Annotated in this window: 19 protein-coding genes; 3 read left to right on the forward strand and 16 right to left on the reverse strand. The window is 37.1% G+C overall.

Annotation, left to right across the window (positions count from 1 at the left end; genetic code table 11):
• Positions 1-17: 17 nt before the first annotated feature.
• From IGI65_RS09785 to IGI65_RS09850, 14 genes are all read right to left on the reverse strand, one after another.
• Positions 18-1,139, reverse strand: a complete 1,122-nt coding sequence (locus IGI65_RS09785) for a Nif3-like dinuclear metal center hexameric protein (RefSeq protein WP_438774435.1) — start codon at positions 1,137-1,139, stop codon at positions 18-20.
• On the reverse strand, positions 1,130-1,834 hold the full coding sequence (locus tag IGI65_RS09790; protein WP_438774096.1) for a tRNA (adenine(22)-N(1))-methyltransferase: 705 nt from the start codon (positions 1,832-1,834) through the stop codon (positions 1,130-1,132). Before IGI65_RS09790 ends, IGI65_RS09785 begins: the two co-directional genes overlap by 10 nt.
• 103 nt (positions 1,835-1,937) lie before the next feature.
• Complete coding sequence (dnaI, locus tag IGI65_RS09795) at positions 1,938-2,861, reverse strand: primosomal protein DnaI (protein ID WP_438774098.1); 924 nt, start codon at positions 2,859-2,861, stop codon at positions 1,938-1,940.
• A complete protein-coding gene (locus IGI65_RS09800; protein WP_438774099.1) occupies positions 2,861-4,234 on the reverse strand; it encodes a replication initiation and membrane attachment family protein in 1,374 nt (457 codons plus the stop codon). Before IGI65_RS09800 ends, dnaI begins: the two co-directional genes overlap by 1 nt.
• Positions 4,235-4,252: 18 nt before the next feature.
• Entirely contained in the window at positions 4,253-4,729 is a 477-nt protein-coding gene (gene nrdR / locus IGI65_RS09805) for a transcriptional regulator NrdR (protein ID WP_438774101.1), read from the reverse strand.
• Positions 4,730-5,131: 402 nt separating this feature from the next.
• Positions 5,132-5,728: a dephospho-CoA kinase gene (coaE, locus tag IGI65_RS09810; RefSeq protein WP_071863860.1), complete on the reverse strand. Its 597-nt coding sequence runs from the start codon at positions 5,726-5,728 to the stop codon at positions 5,132-5,134.
• A gap of 5 nt (positions 5,729-5,733) precedes the next feature.
• A complete protein-coding gene (gene mutM / locus IGI65_RS09815) occupies positions 5,734-6,573 on the reverse strand; it encodes a DNA-formamidopyrimidine glycosylase (RefSeq protein ID WP_438774103.1) in 840 nt (279 codons plus the stop codon).
• 12 nt (positions 6,574-6,585) lie between these two features.
• Entirely contained in the window at positions 6,586-9,228 is a 2,643-nt protein-coding gene (gene polA, locus IGI65_RS09820) for a DNA polymerase I (RefSeq protein WP_438774105.1), read from the reverse strand.
• A gap of 307 nt (positions 9,229-9,535) precedes the next feature.
• Entirely contained in the window at positions 9,536-10,225 is a 690-nt protein-coding gene (locus IGI65_RS09825; RefSeq protein ID WP_438774107.1) for a Bax inhibitor-1/YccA family protein, read from the reverse strand.
• Positions 10,218-10,703 carry a MaoC family dehydratase gene (locus tag IGI65_RS09830; RefSeq protein WP_379923998.1) on the reverse strand — a complete coding sequence of 162 codons (486 nt, stop codon included), beginning with the start codon at positions 10,701-10,703 and terminating at the stop codon, positions 10,218-10,220. The genes IGI65_RS09825 and IGI65_RS09830 overlap by 8 nt, the downstream gene beginning before the upstream one ends.
• Before the next feature lie 129 nt (positions 10,704-10,832).
• On the reverse strand, positions 10,833-12,167 hold the full coding sequence (gene murC, locus IGI65_RS09835) for a UDP-N-acetylmuramate--L-alanine ligase (protein ID WP_438774109.1): 1,335 nt from the start codon (positions 12,165-12,167) through the stop codon (positions 10,833-10,835).
• 231 nt (positions 12,168-12,398) lie between these two features.
• Positions 12,399-12,863 carry a SprT family protein gene (locus tag IGI65_RS09840; protein WP_438774110.1) on the reverse strand — a complete coding sequence of 155 codons (465 nt, stop codon included), beginning with the start codon at positions 12,861-12,863 and terminating at the stop codon, positions 12,399-12,401.
• 1 nt (position 12,864) lies between these two features.
• Positions 12,865-15,033, reverse strand: coding sequence for a Tex family protein (locus IGI65_RS09845; protein WP_438774112.1), 2,169 nt, complete (start codon positions 15,031-15,033; stop codon positions 12,865-12,867).
• Positions 15,034-15,149: 116 nt separating this feature from the next.
• Positions 15,150-15,884 (reverse strand): metallophosphoesterase, encoded by a 735-nt coding sequence (locus IGI65_RS09850; RefSeq protein ID WP_438774114.1) that lies wholly within the window; start codon positions 15,882-15,884, stop codon positions 15,150-15,152.
• Between the two features lie 133 nt (positions 15,885-16,017).
• Here IGI65_RS09850 and IGI65_RS09855 point away from each other — a divergent pair, with 133 nt between their 5' ends.
• Genes IGI65_RS09855 through IGI65_RS09865 form a run of 3 tightly spaced genes read left to right on the forward strand, consistent with a single transcriptional unit; the run spans position 16,018 to position 18,815 of the window.
• Positions 16,018-16,878 (forward strand): efflux RND transporter periplasmic adaptor subunit, encoded by an 861-nt coding sequence (locus IGI65_RS09855; RefSeq protein WP_438774115.1) that lies wholly within the window; start codon positions 16,018-16,020, stop codon positions 16,876-16,878.
• 8 nt (positions 16,879-16,886) lie between these two features.
• A complete protein-coding gene (locus IGI65_RS09860; RefSeq protein WP_438774117.1) occupies positions 16,887-17,579 on the forward strand; it encodes an ABC transporter ATP-binding protein in 693 nt (230 codons plus the stop codon).
• 12 nt (positions 17,580-17,591) lie between these two features.
• Entirely contained in the window at positions 17,592-18,815 is a 1,224-nt protein-coding gene (locus IGI65_RS09865) for an ABC transporter permease (protein WP_438774119.1), read from the forward strand.
• 162 nt (positions 18,816-18,977) lie between these two features.
• Here the strand turns inward: IGI65_RS09865 and IGI65_RS09870 are convergent, their stop codons facing one another.
• Together IGI65_RS09870 and IGI65_RS09875 are read right to left on the reverse strand one after the other, a co-directional pair.
• Positions 18,978-19,349, reverse strand: coding sequence for a VOC family protein (locus IGI65_RS09870; protein ID WP_438774121.1), 372 nt, complete (start codon positions 19,347-19,349; stop codon positions 18,978-18,980).
• A 9-nt stretch (positions 19,350-19,358) separates the two neighbouring features.
• Positions 19,359-19,739, reverse strand: coding sequence for a DUF1149 family protein (locus IGI65_RS09875; RefSeq protein WP_095005777.1), 381 nt, complete (start codon positions 19,737-19,739; stop codon positions 19,359-19,361).
• Positions 19,740-19,820 lie beyond the last annotated feature (81 nt).

Consider the following 19,820-nt stretch of genomic DNA (forward strand, 5'->3'; position numbering starts at 1 on the left):
TTTGTCACACTATTTATTTAACGATATTGAAAAGGATTTGTATTGGTTGTAGAAGGAATGAATTCTACCTCCCAATTTTCCTCTTTTTTCCACTCGTTCATTTTTTCAATAAAACGGGGAATGCAGACACGTTCTATGTTATGCCCTGGATCAATTACCGTCAATCCATTTGCCTGCATGTCATGAGCCGTATGATAATAAACATCGCCGGTTAGATAGACGTCGGCATTTTTTTTAATGGCATCTGGGTAAAAATTTCCGCCAGAGCCACCGCAAATAGCAATTTTTTGTACCATTTTTTTGGCATTTTCCAGCGGTTCGACTAAACGTAAGCCATCTAATTCAAAGACTTCTTTGACTTTAGCGGTAAAGTTTTCAATCGTCATTGGCTGAGAAAGATAACCGACACGACCAATGCCATAGCGCATTGGTTCATTGTCTAAAGTAAATAAATCAAAAGCGGGTTCTTCATAAGGATGAGTAGCATACATCGCTTTTAAGACTTCTGCTTCAATTGTTGCAGGTAAAATAACTTCCACTTTGGCTTCTTGCACGCTTTGTGGCTGCCCTACACTTCCAATGGTAGGATTTGCATTTTCAACTGGCGTAAAGCGTCCCATCCCCACAGTTTGAAAACTGGTAAATTGATAGTTACCTTGCTGGCCAGCTCCAGCTTTTCCTAGTGCTTCACGCATGCTGGCTGCAGCTTCAACTGGCACATAAACAATTAATTTTTTAAAATTTACTTCATGGGTTTGCGTCATAAAATCTTCAACTTTAATGTCTAACATTTCGCAAAACCAGTCATTTAACCCATCAGGAATAATATCCATATTCGTATGAGCTGCATAAACCGCAATATCGTGTTTCACCAAATCCAAATACATTTTAGTTTGCGGATCTGTTTCAGTTAAGCGTTTAATCGGCCGAAAAATAGGTGGATGTTTTGCCACAATTAAATCAATTTTCTTATCAATGGCTTCTTTGACTACTTCTGGACGTACATCTAAGGTCATCATAACCCGTTTAATCGGCTTATTTAATGTCCCAATATGTAGCCCCACCGGATCCCCTTCTTCAGCAAGCCACAAAGGGCAATAAGCTTCAAAGCGTTTGATAAAATCTGTTCCTAACAAGATAAAACCTCCTCAATCCAGCTTAGTTCTTTTTGGATAGCTGCTACTTTTTCTTCTGGTATGACTTTGGCTTTTTGTAATTGAGTTAATACTTTTTTTAATGCCTGTTGCTCTTGTTGCCATTTTTTTAAAAAGACGCTATTTTTTTCTGCTAACAAATGGGGACCAAAGAAAACTTCTTTTTCAGATAACTGTTGTTTTACACCAGTTTTTTCTGAAACGATAACTTCATAAATTTTGTCATTTTCTGCTAAAATATCTTCTTCAATAATTTGGTAACCTTCTTTTTGCAACCAAAAACGCACATTTGCTTCCCCAACGTTGGGTTGCAAAATTAATCGTTCTTTTCCGGTCAATTGCCCTTGTATCTTGCCATTTTCTAAAATATTAGCAATTAATGTACCACCCATTCCAGCAATTGTAATGGCATTAATATTATCTGCTGGTTCAATCGCTGCTAACCCGTCTGCTAAGCGTACGACAATTTTTTCTGTCAGCCCACTTTTTGCAACTTGTGTTTGCGCGGAATGAAAAGGCCCTGCTACCACTTCGCCACAAACTGCGTAAGTAATTTTATCGTCTAGCATTAAGGCAACTGGTAAATAAGCGTGATCTGAGCCAATATCGGCTAAACGTGCTCCCTTTGGTACTGCTTTTCCCACCACTGTCAGGCGTTGTGAGAGTTCTTGTTCATTCATTTTTTGCACTCCTTTAAAAAATTAACACTTATTTATTCTCAGACTATTATTTCGCAAAAATTGACACAAAAATTCAAAAAAAGAAAATTTGTGTCAATTGGAGTTAGTCATTGCGACGATTAGGACCAGACATAATAATCTCTTTTGCTAAATAGCGAATACGCTCCATAATCCGTTTGGCTTTTAAGGGTTCATCCGCAGTCTTTGTCAACCGCAAATGATTTTCTAACCCATCCATTGTAAAATTAGAGGTGAAAAATGTGGGCAACTGTTCTTGCATGCGATACTGCAAAATAACCCCAAAAATTTCATCGCGGGTCCAAGCTGTCAGTGCATCTGCGCCGACATCATCTAAGATTAAGATTTTCGGTTTTTTTACTTGTTCCAATTTCTCTGCGACTGTGTTATCTGCCACTGAACTTTTCATCATTGAAGTAAAAGTAGGCATATGCACCATCATAGAAGTATAACCTCGTTTGGCTAATTCGTTGGCCATCGCCCCTAATAAATAAGTCTTACCGACCCCAAAATCACCAGCTAAATATAAGCCTTTATGAAACGCTTTTGGATTTTGAGCATAATTTTTAATAAACTTCATCGTCTCAAATAAAGCTTCTTCCCGTTCATCTGTTTTGTCGAAATTTTTCATGTTCGCATTGCGAATATCTTTAGGAATATCAATAGTGCTCACGCGATTTTTAATTTCTTCTTGTTTGCGCCGTGCTAATAAGTCTTCTGTCGGTACATAAGCGACATCCACGTAATGAAAATTCAAAACTAAGCGAGGCTCATAGCCTGGGGCCATCATGGTGGGATCGTTTAATTCGAATTTACGTTTTTCTTGGACAAATTCATACAGCTTCGGATAGCTCTTTTTCACTTCTTCGGCAGTTAGTTTTTCTTTATTTTCAGCCAAAAATTGTTTGACATCTAAATCAGCTAAGACGGCTTGCATCATGGCATCATATTTTTGTTGAAAATTACGGCGTTCAAACAGTTCATTAACACCCTTACCAACATCTTCCACTATTTCTCACCTTCTTCATCATTAAAGTACTCTTGCATCATTTTATCAATTTCAGCTTTACGGCTAGGATCACTGCTAGCCTGATTTTTTGACCAGTCGGGTAAGTCTTCTTTTTTCACAATATTTTGAGGACGTCCACTTGTTTTTTTCCGTTGTTCTTTAGCAACTTGTTTTTCTTTGACAGTTGTTCTGACATACAAAATCGCTTCTTCTGGTGTCTTGAATTTATTTTGCGACCAGTCGTTAGCGATCTGATTGGTTAACGCTTGGGGTAATTGTGCTTTATTTTGCACTACCAATAAGTAATTTAACAAGATATTAATTACAGCAGGCGGTAACGGTGATTTACTTACTAAGTCGGTTAATAACCATTCTTCATTTTTGGTTACATAACCACCTTTAGCCGCTTTTAGCGCTGTTAAATACTCCATCGGTGCCAAACGTTCACTATCAAGAATGGTCTGCCAATCAGCTTGCGTAAAACCTTGAGCCATCAAGGTATTTTTTCTTCTTATCTGCTCATCACTTTGATAATTTTGGTTGGTTTGTTTTTTATCAGGTAACAGATGCTGGCTTTGTTTATAAACGATATTTTTTAATTTTCGCTGATCGATCACACCATCTGTCAGAGCCACCGCTTCAGCCATCAAATTAGTTAATTGCAATTCATCATAGCCAAACAACTCGTGGTATAAAAGTAAACTCTTTTTCAAAGTATCGGTCAATTGGGCAGGATTAATAAATTTTTTGGTGGCTAAATCTCGTAATAACGGCCAGTTTAGCTGTTTATCGTCTAAAGGTAATTGACTTGTCTGCTCGTTTGCTAAAGCACTTGTAGTTTTCTCTACTAGGCTTTGATTGGCTTGATATTCGCTTTGAGAAAAATTATAAACAGAACCAAACTTTGCCGTGACCTCCTGGAAGCCATCCGTGTTAATCACAAGAGAATTAAAACGTCGATTTAACTGGCGAAACTTACTTTGACCAACTTTTACGACTAATAAAAAAGACATCAGTTCATCTTTTAAAAATTCTTTTGGAGCCAGTGGTTCTGTTAAAACATATAAAAAGGCCACTTCTGGTTGTTCTTTATAATACGTTTTTAACAGACCAATTCCTTCTAAACGCTTTTTAGCAATCTTCATGGTGCCAATTCCCATGTCTAATGCATTAAGCAATTCCAGGTGAGTATATTTTTCTTGTGTATCTTCAAAGTCTTGTAATAAACAAAAATACAAAGCCAAAGCATCTGCGCCAATAATTGGTTGGTACAAATTGACTAAAGCCTTTTGTCCTTCACTAGTGAGGGGAACACTTTTTTTTACTTCATAAACAGTTTTTGGTTGTAAGTTGGCTTCATAAGCATATTCCAAAAAATGCAGCCTCCAATTTTATTGTGTTTCATCTTTTCCGTTAGCTTTTGCCACGATATCCTGTAATTCTTTCAAGAAAACTGACATATCTTTAAATTGGCGGTAGACGCTGGCAAAACGAATATAGGCGATTTCATCAACATCCACCAAATCTTCCATGACATATTCGCCGATTAAAGTCGTCGATACTTCATTTTCACCTAATGAGCGTATCCGATTTTCTACATGATCAACAATTTGTTCCATCTGCTCCATTGCAACCGGTCGTTTTTCAGCTGAACGAATCAGCCCACGTAAAATTTTCTCGCGGTTAAATTCTTCTCGTTCACCGTTTTTTTTGATCACTAATAAAGGAGCTGCTTCAATTTTTTCAAAAGTAGTAAAACGAAAGCCACAATTTTCACATTCTCTTCTTCTTCTGATTGTACGGCCATCATCGGTTTGACGGCTATCGACCACCCGTGAACTATTATGGTGACATTTTGGACAACGCATCTTCTCACCTCATTTAATTTCTAGGAATTTTGCTTATATTATAACAGAAAAAATTTGTGTTGTATTGTCTTGTACCTAAGAAAAGACTGGATTTATCTGCTTTTAATAGATTATTTTAAAAACTGATAAACTTTTTAGAAAATAGTTTTGGCTATTTATTTTATTGTCAATAACACAGTCCCTTTGTAGTTTTAAAGGGTTCGACTAAAAAAGGAAATAAAGTCGAGGCTATCATTTGCATCTAGCAAAAGTATTTCGCAAAAAAACTGATGAAAAATTTCCACTTATTAAAGTAGACGTTATTTTCAGAAGACGATTCACATTAATAAAAATGAGGTGCGACAAGACTTTTGTCACACCTCACACCTTACATATTATTAAAAAGAATAAAGCAAATTATGGTTACTTTTCAAAATGATTTTCCAACCAATTTAATACTTGTTGCACCGTTTCTTCTTTACTGCCGTTATTATCAAAAACAGTATCAGCTAACGCTCTTTTTTTAGCTAATGGCATTTGGCTATTAATTTTTGCTTCTGCGGTTTTTTCATCAATATTATCTCGCGCCATCAGTCGTTTTTTTTGTTGCAAAAAATCAACATACACTACTGCAACTTCATCCATATAATGATCATAATGACCTTCATACATTAACGGAATATCGGCAATAACTAACGGACTTTTGTTTTTCCAAAAAGCCATCTCCGCTTTTATCTGCTGACGCAAATACGGATTTAGTATACGATCCAGTTGCTGACGTTTATCGCTGTCTTGAAAGACTATTTCCCCTAATTTTTTGCGATTTAGTTCACCTGTTGGTAATATCACTTCTAAACCAAAGGCTGCTTTAATCGCTGCTAGGGCTGGTTTTCCAGGCTCTACAATTTGTCGTGCGACAATATCACCGTCCACAATTGGAAAGCCCTTTTCTTTAAAAACATTGACAACGGTACTTTTACCACTAGCAATACCACCGGTAATTCCTAAGATAAATCCCATGCTATTCACCTCATGCTTAATTTTTGGCAGTGGGGACATAAGTGCGTACCGCGTTGTGCCACTTTAATTTTTTCAATTGGTGTTTGACAACGGGGACATGGTTGACCGGTTTTGCCATAAACATTTAATGACAGTTGAAATTTACCCGCTTCTCCTAAGGCATTCAAGTAAGTGCGCACAGTCGTTCCGCCAGCAGCTACAGCTCTTTGTAAAACATCAATAATAGCTAAACGTAACTGTTTAATTTCTAAATCCGTTAATGTATCACAAGGCTGCATAGGATGAATTTTAGCCTGCCACAAAGCTTCATCTACATAAATATTTCCTAAACCTGTCACCATTTTTTGATCGAGTAAGGCTGGTTTAATTTCTCGCTTTGTTTTAGCGAGGCTTTCTTTAAAGGCGGCTAATTTAAAAGTTTCCGGCGTTGGTTCTGGTCCTAATTGAGCAATACTTTTAAAATTTTGTGCTTCCCCTTTTAAAACCAGCTCCATACGTCCAAATTTACGTACATCACGATATTGCAATTGACTGCCATCATTAAAATGAAAAATGACATGCGTGTGCTTTGTTACCTCAGCATTTTTTTCGGCTGAAAAGAATTCGTATTTTCCTTCCATACGTAAATGGGAGATAAGTTCATAATTAGACAGTTCAAAAATTAAATATTTTCCCCGTCTGTTAATTGTTTCAATTTTTTGACCAACTAATTCGCGTTTGAAAGTTTCGACTTCAGGTAGTGCAATAATCTTAGGCCAAAAGACATCAACACTTGCAATTTCTTTTTTTAAAACAAGCTGTAACAGCCCCTGACGGACAGTTTCCACCTCTGGTAATTCTGGCATTTTTCCACCTTCTTATTTGGCATCATACCACGTCTTGCCCCAACTACTATCAGTGACAAGTGGTACATTTAAACTTACGGCATGTTCCATGACTTCTTTAACTAATTTGTCTAATTTCTCAAGCTCAGTTTCTGGTACTTCAAAGACCAACTCATCATGTACTTGTAATAGCATAACTGCTTCTAGTTGTTCTTCTTTTAAGCGTTTTGCCAGCTCAATCATGGCAATCTTCAAAATATCAGCGGCACTTCCTTGAATTGGTGTATTAATCGCCGTTCTTTCAGCAAAAGAACGCACGTTAAAGTTACGCGCATTAATATCAGGTAAATAACGACGGCGGTGATATAACGTTTCAACATACCCCTTATCTTTAGCATCTCTAACAATTTTTTCCATATATTGTTTAACACCTGGATACTTTTCAAAGTAAGTATCTATATATTGTTGGGCTTCTTTTCTAGAGATTCCTAAGTTTTGGGATAGACCGTAATCGGAGATACCATAAACAATCCCAAAGTTCACGGCTTTTGCTTGCCGGCGCATATTTGGTGTCACATCTTCTGGTTTTTGGATACCAAAAACCCGCATCGCTGTACTGGCATGAATATCTTGCCCTTCTAGGAAAGCTGCCTTTAAATGTTCGTCATCTGAAATATGAGCCAATACCCGCAATTCAATTTGTGAATAGTCAGAAGAATAAATAACCCAGTCTTTTGCTCGCGGAATAAAAGCTTGCCGAATTTTTCTTCCTTCTTCTAAACGAATCGGAATATTTTGTAAATTAGGATCCACTGAACTTAAGCGTCCAGTTTGTGTTAATGTTTGCACGTAACGTGTATGAATTTTGTGATCGGGTTGAATTACTTTTAATAGGCCTTCCACATAAGTCGATTGAATTTTCGCAATTTGACGATAAGTTAATATGTCTGCCACAATCGGTGCTTGATCTTGTAACTGTTCTAACACATCGACTGCGGTGGAATAACCAGTTTTAGTCTTTTTAATCACAGGTAGTCCCATTTTTTCAAAAAGAATCACACCTAATTGTTTTGGTGAATTTAAGTTGAACTCTTCCCCTGCTTCGGCGTAAATTTTTTCTTCAATTTCATGCAGACGAGCTGCAAACTCCCCTTTCATATCTAACAATCGTTTACTGTCGACTGTGATACCGGCGATTTCCATTTCCGCCAAAATTTGTGATAAAGGAAGTTCCATTTGGTAAAATAAATCACTTTGATCTTTTTCTTTTAAATCCTCGTCTAATTTATTACTTAAGAATAAAATTGCTTTAACTTTACGGGCTAAGTGGGCGTAAAACTCTTCCATATCTTCTGGCAGACCTTTTTTCACACCTTTGCCATAAACAGCTTCATCGGTTTGAATATCGGTAAACCCATAGTGCTCTGCCACGCCAGCGATGTCGTTGTTACTGTCATTAGTATCAAGTAAATAAGCTGCTAATAAAACATCAAAGCTAATGCCTTCAGGTCTTTTAGCATAACGTTTTAAAGCGACATACGTCCGTTTGGCATCGTAAACTTTTTTATTATTTTGGCTTGTTAACCAATCACAAAAAGCTTGGTTTTCAAATAAAGCTAAATTATCAGTTACATAAATTTTTTGCTCATTCCCCCACGCAACGCCAACAATATCAGCAATATGATAATTATCAGATAACATTTCAGGATATAAAGCCATATCAGCTTGGAACATTTCAGGGGTAAATTCATCGACTACTTCAAACATAATTTCGGCAAGGTCGGCTGGCTCTTCAGCGATATTTAATTTACTTAAAAATTGTTTGAAGTCCATTTCTTTATAAAATGGTACGAGTTTGTCTAAATCTTTGCCCTCATAGACTAAATCATCTATTTGAATTGTGACAGGAGCTTGGGTGTTGATTGTAGCCAATTTTTTTGATAGGAAAGCTTGTTGGCGATCATTAATCAAATTTTCTTTCATTTTGCTTTTTTTCAACTGATCGATATTTTCATATATGCCTTCAACTGAACCATATTCTTTTAATAACTTGATAGCAGTTTTTTCGCCAACTTTTGTAACGCCCGGGATGTTGTCAGATGCATCGCCTGCTAGACCTTTCATATCAATAATTTGATTTGGTGTTAGGCCATCGTATTTTTCAGCGATATGCGCAGGCGTATATGCTTCAATTTCACTAACACCTTTGACTGTAATATCGACAGTAATATCATCACTGGCTAACTGAGTTAAATCACGATCTCCTGATAACACGACAACTTCAAATTCATTTTTGTCCACTTGAGTTGCTAACGTTCCAATAATATCGTCAGCTTCATAATTTTCTAACTCATAATGTTTTACACCTAAAGCCGTAATCAATTCACGAATATAGGGCAGTTGCTCGCGAAATTCCCCCGGTGTTTTAGCCCGTCCTGCTTTATAATCCTGATACATTTCAGTCCGAAATGTCGTCTTCCCTGCATCAAAAGCAACTAAGACATGGGTAGGTTTTTCCTTTGTCATTACATTTTCAAACATTGTATTAAAAGCATAAATTGCGTTGGTATGCAAACCACTCTTGTTTTTAAAGCGCTCCAGCGAATTGTGTAAAGCAAAAAAAGCGCGGTACGCCACACTATTGCCATCCACTAATAAAAGTTTTTTCTTCGTCATGGAAATTCTCCTTATCTCGTTGTTTTCTTGCAATATTTTATTGCATCCCCACAAAAGTTCCTCTTTATTCTAACAAAGTTCAAAGAAACTAGCGATGATTATTGACTACTTGTTTTTAAATCAATTAATAAAAAAGTACAAAGTAGTGTGATTATAGAGCTTAATTAAGCAAAAAATAAAATAGTGCTGTTTTGATGGGCAATTTGATTTTTAACCCCTTATTACACAGCATTTTTTTATGAGCGCTAATAAAAAAAGAGAATCCATAGCCACAGCTATAGATTCTACAATTTATTTTGTAAAAAAATTAATCCCGACCAAAAATTCGTAAGAAAGCTAACAACAAGTTGATAAAGTCTAAGTAAAGTTGTAATGCGACAAATACCGCAATTCCTGTATTTTCAGTGCCACGACTTTGTTCATAGTACTTTTTAATCATTTGGTGATCATAGGCAGTTAAGCCCGCAAAAACAAAAACAGTTACGATTGATAACAAATATTCCATTGGACCGCTGTGTAGGATTAAGCCATTTAAAAGCATGGTAATAATAATCCCAATTAAAGCAATAAAACCAATCCGTCCAACTATTGATAGGTCTTTTTTAGTAAAGACACCAAAAAGTGCTGTCGCTGCAAATGTCGCAGTAGCTGCACCAAAAGCCACGTAAATCGTACTAATATCATAATACAAAAGTGTAGCAGTTAAAGTCACGCCGTTTAATAACGAGTATACTAGAAAGCCTGCAATCGTCATCGCCGGATTTTTTCTTGCTTTAGCGGCTAAAACAAAAACCAAAATTAGTTGCACAATCCATAAGCCTAAAAAACCTAATGGAAAGCCATTAATAAAACTAATTGTTTGGGGTAAAAATGCAGTAGCACAAAGATAAGAAACTAGACCACTAATACCTAAGCCAACTGCAAAGAAAGCATAAACTTTTGCGTAAAAGCGATTTAATGTATCTTTTTCAACCACAGGTATTTGATAATTATTCATGGATATCCCCTACACTTTCTGTTTCAATTATTGGAGGTTGTACCATCACGACCGCATCTAACACACGGTCTTCTTCTGCGTTAGTAGCTTCCACAGAAATCGTCACCACATCTTTCATTTTATCCACTTTAATCACTTCAAAAGCAAATGTCAGTGTTTCATAATGATAGACAGGTTCGATAAAATTCACCGAAAAATTCACCACATGTGAGCCAGGACCAGGCAAGTGTTTTGAAATTGCACTAGTAATAATCCCCATTAACATCACAGAAGGGACAATTGGGCGCAGGTAAGCTGTTTGTTGGGCATAGTCATGCTGAATATAAAGCGGATTGGCATCATTGGTTAACCCGAGATATAATAGTAGCTGATTATCTTCAATTGATTCTGTTAAAGATAACGAATCGCCTTCCTCAATTTCTTCGATGGTTTTACCTATTTTTTTAACACGATTGATCTGCAAACTTGATTCCTCCATGTTTTAATCTCATTTTGTCGATTTTATCATTATTATTGTATCAGAACCCTTTAAAAGTGCAAGTTTTCAATCTAGAGCTAACACTTTATTAATAAAAAACTGGCGCAACAATGTGCACCAGTTTTTTTATTAAGAACGATTACGCGTAGTATTGCTCAAAAGTTTTTCATAAGCTGCTTCGAATTTTTGAACATCCCCTGCACCCATGAAAATCATCACGGCATTTTCAAAATCAAGCAAAGGAGAAACGTTGTCTTCTTTAATAACTTGACCACCTTTTTTAATTTTAGCGCCTAAGTCTTCAATCTTAACGTCACCTTTTGCTTCGCGGGCAGAGCCAAAGATATCACATAAAAATACTTTATCCGCTAAATCAAGAGCTTGGGCAAAATCATCCATTAAAGCGATTGTACGGGTAAATGTATGTGGTTGGAAAACAGCAATGATTTCTTTATCGGGATATTTTTGCCGTGCTGCATCAATGGTTGCTTTAATTTCAGCTGGATGATGGGCATAGTCATCGACAATTGTCATATCTGCTACTTTTTTCTCGCTAAAACGGCGTTTCACACCGGCAAATGTTTGCATTTCTTCAGCAACTTCCTGCATGTCCATCTTTTCTAGGTAGGCAATACCAATGACACCTAAGGCATTTAAAATATTATGTTTACCAAAAGCCGGTAAACTAAAGTGACCAATTTCTTTACCTTTGACTAAAACATCAAACTCAGAACCTTTTGTTGTCCGTTTAATGTTTTTAGCTTGAATGTCATCGTCATCATTTAAACCATAGTAGTAAATCGGCGCTTCTGATTCTAACTTACGTAAATAAACATCATCACCATAAGCAAAAATACCTTTTTTCACTTGATGCGCCATTGATTGAAACGCAGTGAAAACATCTTCAATACTCTTATAGTAATCAGGATGATCAAAATCAATATTAGTCATAATCGCATAATCTGGTGCATACGCTAAAAAGTGGCGGCGATATTCACAGGCTTCAAAAGCGAAAAAGTCTGCCTCAGGTACACCATGGCCAGTACCATCACCAATCAAATAACTCGTTGGTGAAACACCACTAAAGACGTGAGCTAATAAACCAGTGGTACTCGTTTTACCGTGAGAACCAGTCACAGCGATACTTGTATAATCATTAATAAAGCGACCAATAAAATCGTGATAACGAATTACTTCACAGCCCAATTCTTTGGCACGAACAATTTCTTCGTGCGTATCAGGAAATGCGTTACCTGCAATCACAATCATGTCCGGTTTAATATTATCGGCGCTAAATGGTAAAATTGTAATTCCCGCTTTTTCTAAATCTCGTTGGGTGAAGAAATATTTTTCTACGTCAGAACCTTGTACGTTATAGCCTTTTTCATGTAATACTAATGCTAGTGAACTCATGCCAGAACCTTTGATTCCAACAAAATGATAAAGCTTATCTTTGTCATTCATCCTACTTTTAGCCTCTTTTCTTCCATTCTATCAGTCGTGTAAAAACTCTTTTGTTTTTGCTTGCTTTTTTAAACTAATGCATCATTTTTTTCAGATAAAATGCAATCTTATCTTCTAAAAAACGAGCTAATAATTTGCACGAGCTTCATTATCTAACAAAAACGCTAAAAATTCAATGAGTTTTATTCAAAAAGCGCTTGACGACTCTTTTTGCCAACTTTTTTCCAAAAATTAGCTAACAATTTTTAAAAATTGCAGCTTGTCACCGCACTTGCCACAAACAAAAAGTTCTGTATTAATTTTTCGTTGGCGGATAAATAGTTGACCGCAACCACAACAGCGATAGGTTACTTGCCTTTTAACTTTACTACTTTTTTCTTGCGGTAAACGCGGTGCATAGCGACTTCCTCCCACTGCAGCAAGTAACGTTTTAAAATCACGATCTTGATGACGATAACCTTTTTTTAATAGATGTAAGTGGTAATGACATAATTCATGCTTAATGATCCCGACTTGTTCACTCGGAGAAATTGCTGCAAATAGTGTTGGATTAAAGTCAAGGTGATGATCAGACAGATGATACCTGCCACCAGTCGTTTTTAAGCGTTTATTAAAAACAGCACGATGCCTAAAAGGACGCTTAAAAAATTGTAATGATATTTCTTCTACTAATGTTTGCAACTGTGCCTCTGTCATTTCACTCACCAGTAGGATTTAACATAGTTAAGCTGATGCGTCCTTTTTGTTCGTCCACTTGTTCAACCCAAACCGTGACCACATCGCCAACTGCTACGACATCTTTTGGTTGTTTTACAAAACGGTGACTTAATTTTGAAATATGAACTAATCCATCTTGTTTGACACCAATATCAACAAAGGCACCAAAATCAATCACATTACGTACAGTTCCTTTTAACTCCATCCCTGGTTTTAAATCACTCATAGTTAAAACGTCTTTTCGTAATAGCGGAGCTGGCATTTCATCCCGCATATCACGGCCAGGTTGAACTAAAGCTTGTAAAATATCTTTAACAGTCTCCGTTCCAGCAGCTAAATCGACGGCGATTTTTTCAGCGTTTAAACTTACGAGACGCTCCTTTGCCTCTTTGGTACCTAAGTTGGTTAATCGAACCTGTGCCCGATTTAAAATTTCTTTAGCTAAGCTATAACTTTCTGGGTGAATACTAGTATTGTCTAAAATGTCACTGCCACCTGGAATACGTAAAAAGCCAATTGCCTGTTCATAAGCTTTAGGCCCGAGGCGCGGAACTTTTTTCAATTGATTTCGTTTAATAAAAGCACCATTTTCTTCCCGGTAGTTAAAAATATTTTGGGCAGTGGTTTTATTTAAACCGGCAATATGTTGTAAAAGCTGTGGACTAGCAGTATTAACGTCCACTCCGACTTGGTTTGTCACTGTTTCAACGACAAAATCCAATTGCTCAGCTAGACGTTTTTGCGAAACGTCATGTTGATATTGACCTACTCCTACTGCTTTTGGATCAATTTTGACTAATTCTGCTAATGGGTCTTGCAGACGACGGCCAATACTAATCGCGCTTCGTTCCTCTACTTGTAAATCCGGAAACTCACTTCTGGCAACCGCACTGGCAGAATACACAGAAGCCCCCGCTTCATTTACAATCACATAATAGACTTCTTGTTTTAAATCACGAATTTGTTCGGCTACGAATTGTTCTGATTCTCGACTTGCTGTCCCATTTCCAATTGCAATCATTTGAACGCCATATTTTGTAATTAAGTCTTTAAAAAGTGGCCCGGCAGCTTGGCGTTTGTTTTGGGGCGCAGGTTTATGCGGATAAATCACAGCAATGTCTAAAACTTTACCAGTTTCATCTAAGACTGCCAATTTACAACCCGTTCGATAAGCAGGGTCAAATCCTAAGACCACTTTTCCTTTCAATGGTGGTTGTAATAATAAATTCCGTAAGTTTTCGCCAAAAACTGCAATTGCCTGTTCGTCAGCTTTTTCGGTTAATTCATTGCGAATTTCACGTTCAATTGCTGGTGCGATAAAGCGTTTATAAGCGTCTTCATAGGCTGCAGTGACATAATCTACTGCTTCTCCTTGGCCTTTAATAATTTGACGGTTCAAATAACTGAAGATTTCAGCTTCTGGCGCTAAAATTGAAACTTTTAAGATGTCTTCTTTTTCACCCCGATTTGTTGCCAAAATACGATGCGACACCATCTTTTTTACAGGTTCTTCAAAGGCGTAATACATTTCGTATACTCCTTTTTCATCTTGCTCGACTTTTTTACCGGTACTTGTGTAAAGTCCTTGATCGAAAGTTTTTTGGCGAATCCAAGTTCTAAATTTAGCCGAATCAGCAAATGTTTCTGCTAAAATTTCATGGGCACCGGCTAAGGCGGCAGTTGCATCGGCAACTTCTGACGTGACAAAAGTTTCCGCTTTTTGAAGGACTGATTCAGCAGAAAAAGTCAACAACCATTTCGCTAACGGTTCTAAACCTTGTTCTTTAGCAATAGTGGCTTTGGTGCGACGTTTTTGCTTATAGGGACGATATAAATCCTCCACTTGCTGCATTTTACTAGCAGCTTTAATACTTGCAGCCAGCTCAGGCGTTAATTTTTCTTGTTCTTCAATTAAACGCAATACTTCGCTTTTGCGTTTTTCTAAATTTTCTAAGTATTGGTAGCGTTCTTCAATTTCACGAATCTGTACCTCATCTAAATTGCCAGTCGCTTCTTTTCGGTAGCGAGCAATAAAAGGTACTGTATTTCCATCTAATAACAAGTTTAAAACTTGTTGTAATTGTTTTTGCGTATAATTAGTCAGTTCTTCTTTTAATAGTGTTACTAATTCTTGATTAACTGCTGTCATGTCATCTCACCTTTCTTTTGACCCATCTATTTTAACACAGAATAGCTCCTTGATTATGCAAAAAAGGAGGTGACGATAAAACGTCACCTCTTTTAACACTTCTTTTTATTAAACACTTAAAAATCTGGTTGCCATGGCCCCGTTAAATTTTGGTATTCAATATCTTGGACAATTCCCTTTTGATTAAAAACCACACCGTGAATTGAACCACCAAAGACACCACCGCCATCAATCCCAATTTTATTATCTGATAACCATAAGTCTGTCGTCTTCATATCGCCATGGAGTAACGGCGTAATCGTGTGACCAAAAACAATCTTTTTTCCGGTCTTGTTTTTACCTTGATGAAAGGGTTCTCTGATCCAAATAAAATCAGCTAAAGCAGTATCATGCCAATCTTTTTTAGTTAAATCTACACCAGCATGGACAAAAATGTAATCATTCCATTCGTAATATAAGGGGCGCTTTGTTAAAAAATCAAGCAAATCGCGATAACGGCTACGAATCATTAACGCAATTTCAGTGGGAGAATACTCCTCACATGCCCCTGGATGCAAAAGACTTTCAATCGTTTCTTTGCCGCCATTGTGTAAATAAGAAGGAAACCAATCTCCTGGTTTGGTTAAAAATTGCAAAAGGTATTCTTCGTGATTGCCTCGCAAATAAATTGCACCAAATTGATCCACCAAATTTTGCCCTAATAATAAACATTCTTTACTCCGTTTTCCGCGATCATTTAAATCCCCCAGCAAGACAAGCTGATGTTGGGTAGAATCAAAATATGTTAAAAGTTTTTTAAACAACTGGTACTCACCGTGAATATCGCCAATAGCATATACATATTTTTTCATCTTCCTCACCTCACCTAAATTATACCAAAAAACTTCACAAAACTTTCAATAACTATATTTGGACACCAGTTAGAAAAACCTTTAAAATGGAAACGACACCTTGTCATAAACTATGGGGAAAAGAGTGAAATACATGCAGAAAAAAACAATTGGTATGCTATTAGCAGGTATCGTCATTATTGGAGCAGTTGGCTTTGCTTTATTTAATGGCGGAAGTAGTAAAAACGAAACGATTGCCATTCGAAGTGCTACTGCCAAAAAAATGGATGTCACAGAAACATTAAGCACAACCGGGACTTTAATTCCCAATCAAACTGAAAACCTGATTGGCACAGGGAATGTCACAGAACTTAATGTTAAAGTTGGCGATGAAGTCAAAAAAGATCAAGTTTTAGCTACTTACGATAGTGGTTTAACTTTATCTGCTGGCATGGCCGGCACTGTCACAGAAGTAAATATTAAAAGTGGCCAATCAGATACTAGCGCACAACAAGGAAAAGCTGCAATTGTTATTGCTGATTTAGCCAATTTAAAAGTGCAATTAGCCTTATCTAATTCAGAAGCACGACAAGTAAATGTAGATCAAAAAGCTGTCATTTCATCTGGAGGCCACGACTATAATGGCAAAGTGACAGAAAAAGATCCTACTGCTACAGCATCTCAAACAGCGACTGGCGGTGCTACATTAGGCGCGGTCGTAACTTTTGACGATAAACCAAAAGAATTATACGCAGGCTTTTCAGCCGATGTAACTATCACCATTGCAGCAGAAAAAGATGCCCTAGCGATTCCAATCGAAGCACTAACGTATAATGACAAAAACGAACCAATCGTCTACGAAGTAAAAGATAACAAAGTTCACCTGATAAAAGTTCAAACAGGTATTCAATCTGATCAATTTATTGTGATTAAAGACGGTCTTACAAATGGTGCTAGTGTTGTCTTATCCCCTGCTTCTAACCTTAAAGACGGTAGCGCCGTCACTAAAGAGTAGGTGATAAAATGATTGATTTGAAAAATGTCGTGAAAATTTACCGTACTGGCGGTGAAGAATTAATGGCTTTAAAACATGTCAACCTTCATATCGCAGAAGGAGAATTCACTTCTATTATGGGGCCAAGTGGTTCTGGTAAGTCGACTATGATGAATATTTTAGGCTTATTGGATCGCTTTGATGATGGTACTTATCTGTTAAATGGCCAAAACGTTACCCATTTAACAGATGTACAAAGTGCGAAAGTCCGCAACCAAGAAATTGGCTTTGTCTTTCAGTCATTTAATTTAATGCCCCGTATGACGTTATTAGAAAATGTGGGGCTCCCTTTAGTCTATGCCGGTATCTCAAAATCAGAGCGCAAAGATAGAGCATTAAAAGCACTGGAACAAGTTGGGTTAGCCGATCGCGTTCACCATCGTCCCAATGCTATTTCAGGTGGACAAAAACAACGGGTAGCAATTGCGCGGGCGATTGTTAATGATCCTGTTGTTTTAATGGCCGATGAGCCGACTGGTAACCTTGATTCCAAAACGACACTTGAAATCATGAAGATTTTTCAAGACTTAAATGATAACGGCACGACGGTTGTCATGGTTACCCATGAACCGGATGTTGCGCAATATACCAAACGGATTGTGTCCTTTAAAGACGGTGCAATTATCGCCGACAATCCAGTTTCAGAACGAAAAAAATTATAGGGAGGGTCAAAAATGGGGATAAGCGAAAGCTTTAAAATGGCATTAGATAGTATCTTAGCCAACAAAATGCGGTCATTTTTGACTATGCTAGGGATCATCATCGGGATTAGTGCTGTTATTGCAATCTTGGCAGTCGGAAATGGTGCCACCAAAGAAATCAACGGTACTTTCAGTGACCTTGGTGCTTCTACTATCTCAGTTTCCACTAGCCAAGACGCTACTGAAAGTCAAAAGATTACCTCTCAAGATGTGTTAGCATTAAAACGTAGCATTCCAAATATTGACCACATCTCACCGGTTACAAACATTCAAGGAAGCTTGACTGCAAATGATAAAAGTAAATTTGGGATGGCAATTGCCGGGATGCCAGATTTACAATATACCAATCAAATGATGGATAAAACACTACTTTATGGTCGCTACTTTAATCAAACGGAATACGAAGAAAATGCTAAGGTAACGATCATCAGTGCCGATACTGCCCGCTATTTTTTCAATGGACGAGAAAATGTGGTCGGTGAAAAAATTTCGGTTAAAAACCAAACTGGCCAAATTACTCTGCGCATTATTGGCGTGACAAAAGGCACAATGGAAAACATGATGGGTTCATTTGATAGTGAGAAAATGCCAGGCTACTTAGCAATGCCCCTCACTACGGCGGTTACTTTGCAACCAGATGCTACAAAAATGAGCGACTTGACCGTTATCGCAAAATCAAAAGATGATATTGATACCATCTCAAAACAAATTGTTAATATCTTATCGGTACGTCATGACACTGTAGGCGATAAAATTTATACGGCCACTAATTTTTTAAAAGCTTTAGATGAAGTCAATAATGTTTTAGGTTTATTCATTAACTTTATTGCTGCTGTTGCTGCAATTGCATTATTAGTAGGTGGTATTGGGGTAATGAATATTATGTTAGTCTCTGTAACGGAAAGAACCAGAGAAATTGGTACCAGAAAAGCGCTGGGGGCAACAAACAATAATATTTTATTCCAATTTTTAACAGAATCAGTTATCTTGTGTTTAATCGGCGGATTGATTGGTTTATTACTAGGGGCCTCATTGGCTTTAATCATCGCCAACGCCTTAAATATTACCGCTCAATTTTCATTAGGCGCGATTGCTTTTGTCCTATTATTTTCTAGTGCCATTGGGATTTTCTTTGGTGTCTATCCTGCCCGTAAAGCCGCTCGATTGGATCCGATTGAGGCATTGCGTTATGAATAAGCTGACAAAACTTATGCAGCAATTCAAAAAAGATTTAAAAGAAGCAAAAGATACTGGTGCTATTGCCCGAGATAATGGTTAACACTAAAAGTAGCACCCATCATTTTTAAAATGCACAAAAAAATAGAGGTTGTGACAAAAGTCTTGTCACAACCTCTTTCTTTACATACTTGAAACGGCAAAATAATTACCATCTGGATCAGCGAAATTAAAGACCATGCGCTCACCTAATGAAATCATCTCACCTAAAGGTACAGCCATTTCCTCAATTTTTTGATAAAGTGCCACAATATCTTGGCTAAAAAACATTAGAGAAGGGGAGTTGGTGGCAACTTCTGGTGAGTTGCTTTCAATGAATTCCCGATCGTACAAAACAAAATGAGCCTGCGCATTTTTACTTGCCGCAATTTCTACTACGCTGGTGCCGTCAACTTCTTGTTCTTCAATAATAACAAAACCCAACGCCAGCCAAAAAGCCACCGCTTTTTTAACATCATCCACATATAACATAATTTGAATATCTTCTGTAAACATCTTTTTCTCCTATGCTTCGGTTTGAAAGTTAAGTGTTAACCCTGGTTCATCAGTTGCGATTTCTGTAACTTCATAAGTTAACCGTTTTACAATATCAAACAATGGTGCAACAATCTCACTAACTTCTTCTTCTGTAACATCTGCTTGATTAGTTATTTTACGATTAATTACATGATTAATTTGACTAACCCGCCCTGAGATAATGTATTCTTCAAAAACTAAACGAAAATCTAAAATACAACGAATAATTGAATTTTCTTTAGGATAGTTTGGATCCTCTGTGTTTAAAGGGGTGAAGCCTACTTGTAGTTTAGTTTCAATAGTTTGTTCTGGGTTTGGTTGATCATAGTGATACGCAGCCACTACTGGTTTTTGGCGTTTTATTTCCACTTGTTTTCCTCCTAAGTTTTGTCTTTTTGCTAGAATTGCTTTTTTAAAGTATGGTAGCTAAAATTACCTAAGTTTGGTTTG

It is taken from the genome of Enterococcus sp. DIV0755b (assembly GCF_051713765.1).
Classification (GTDB): Bacteria; Bacillota; Bacilli; order Lactobacillales; family Enterococcaceae; genus Enterococcus_C; species Enterococcus_C canintestini.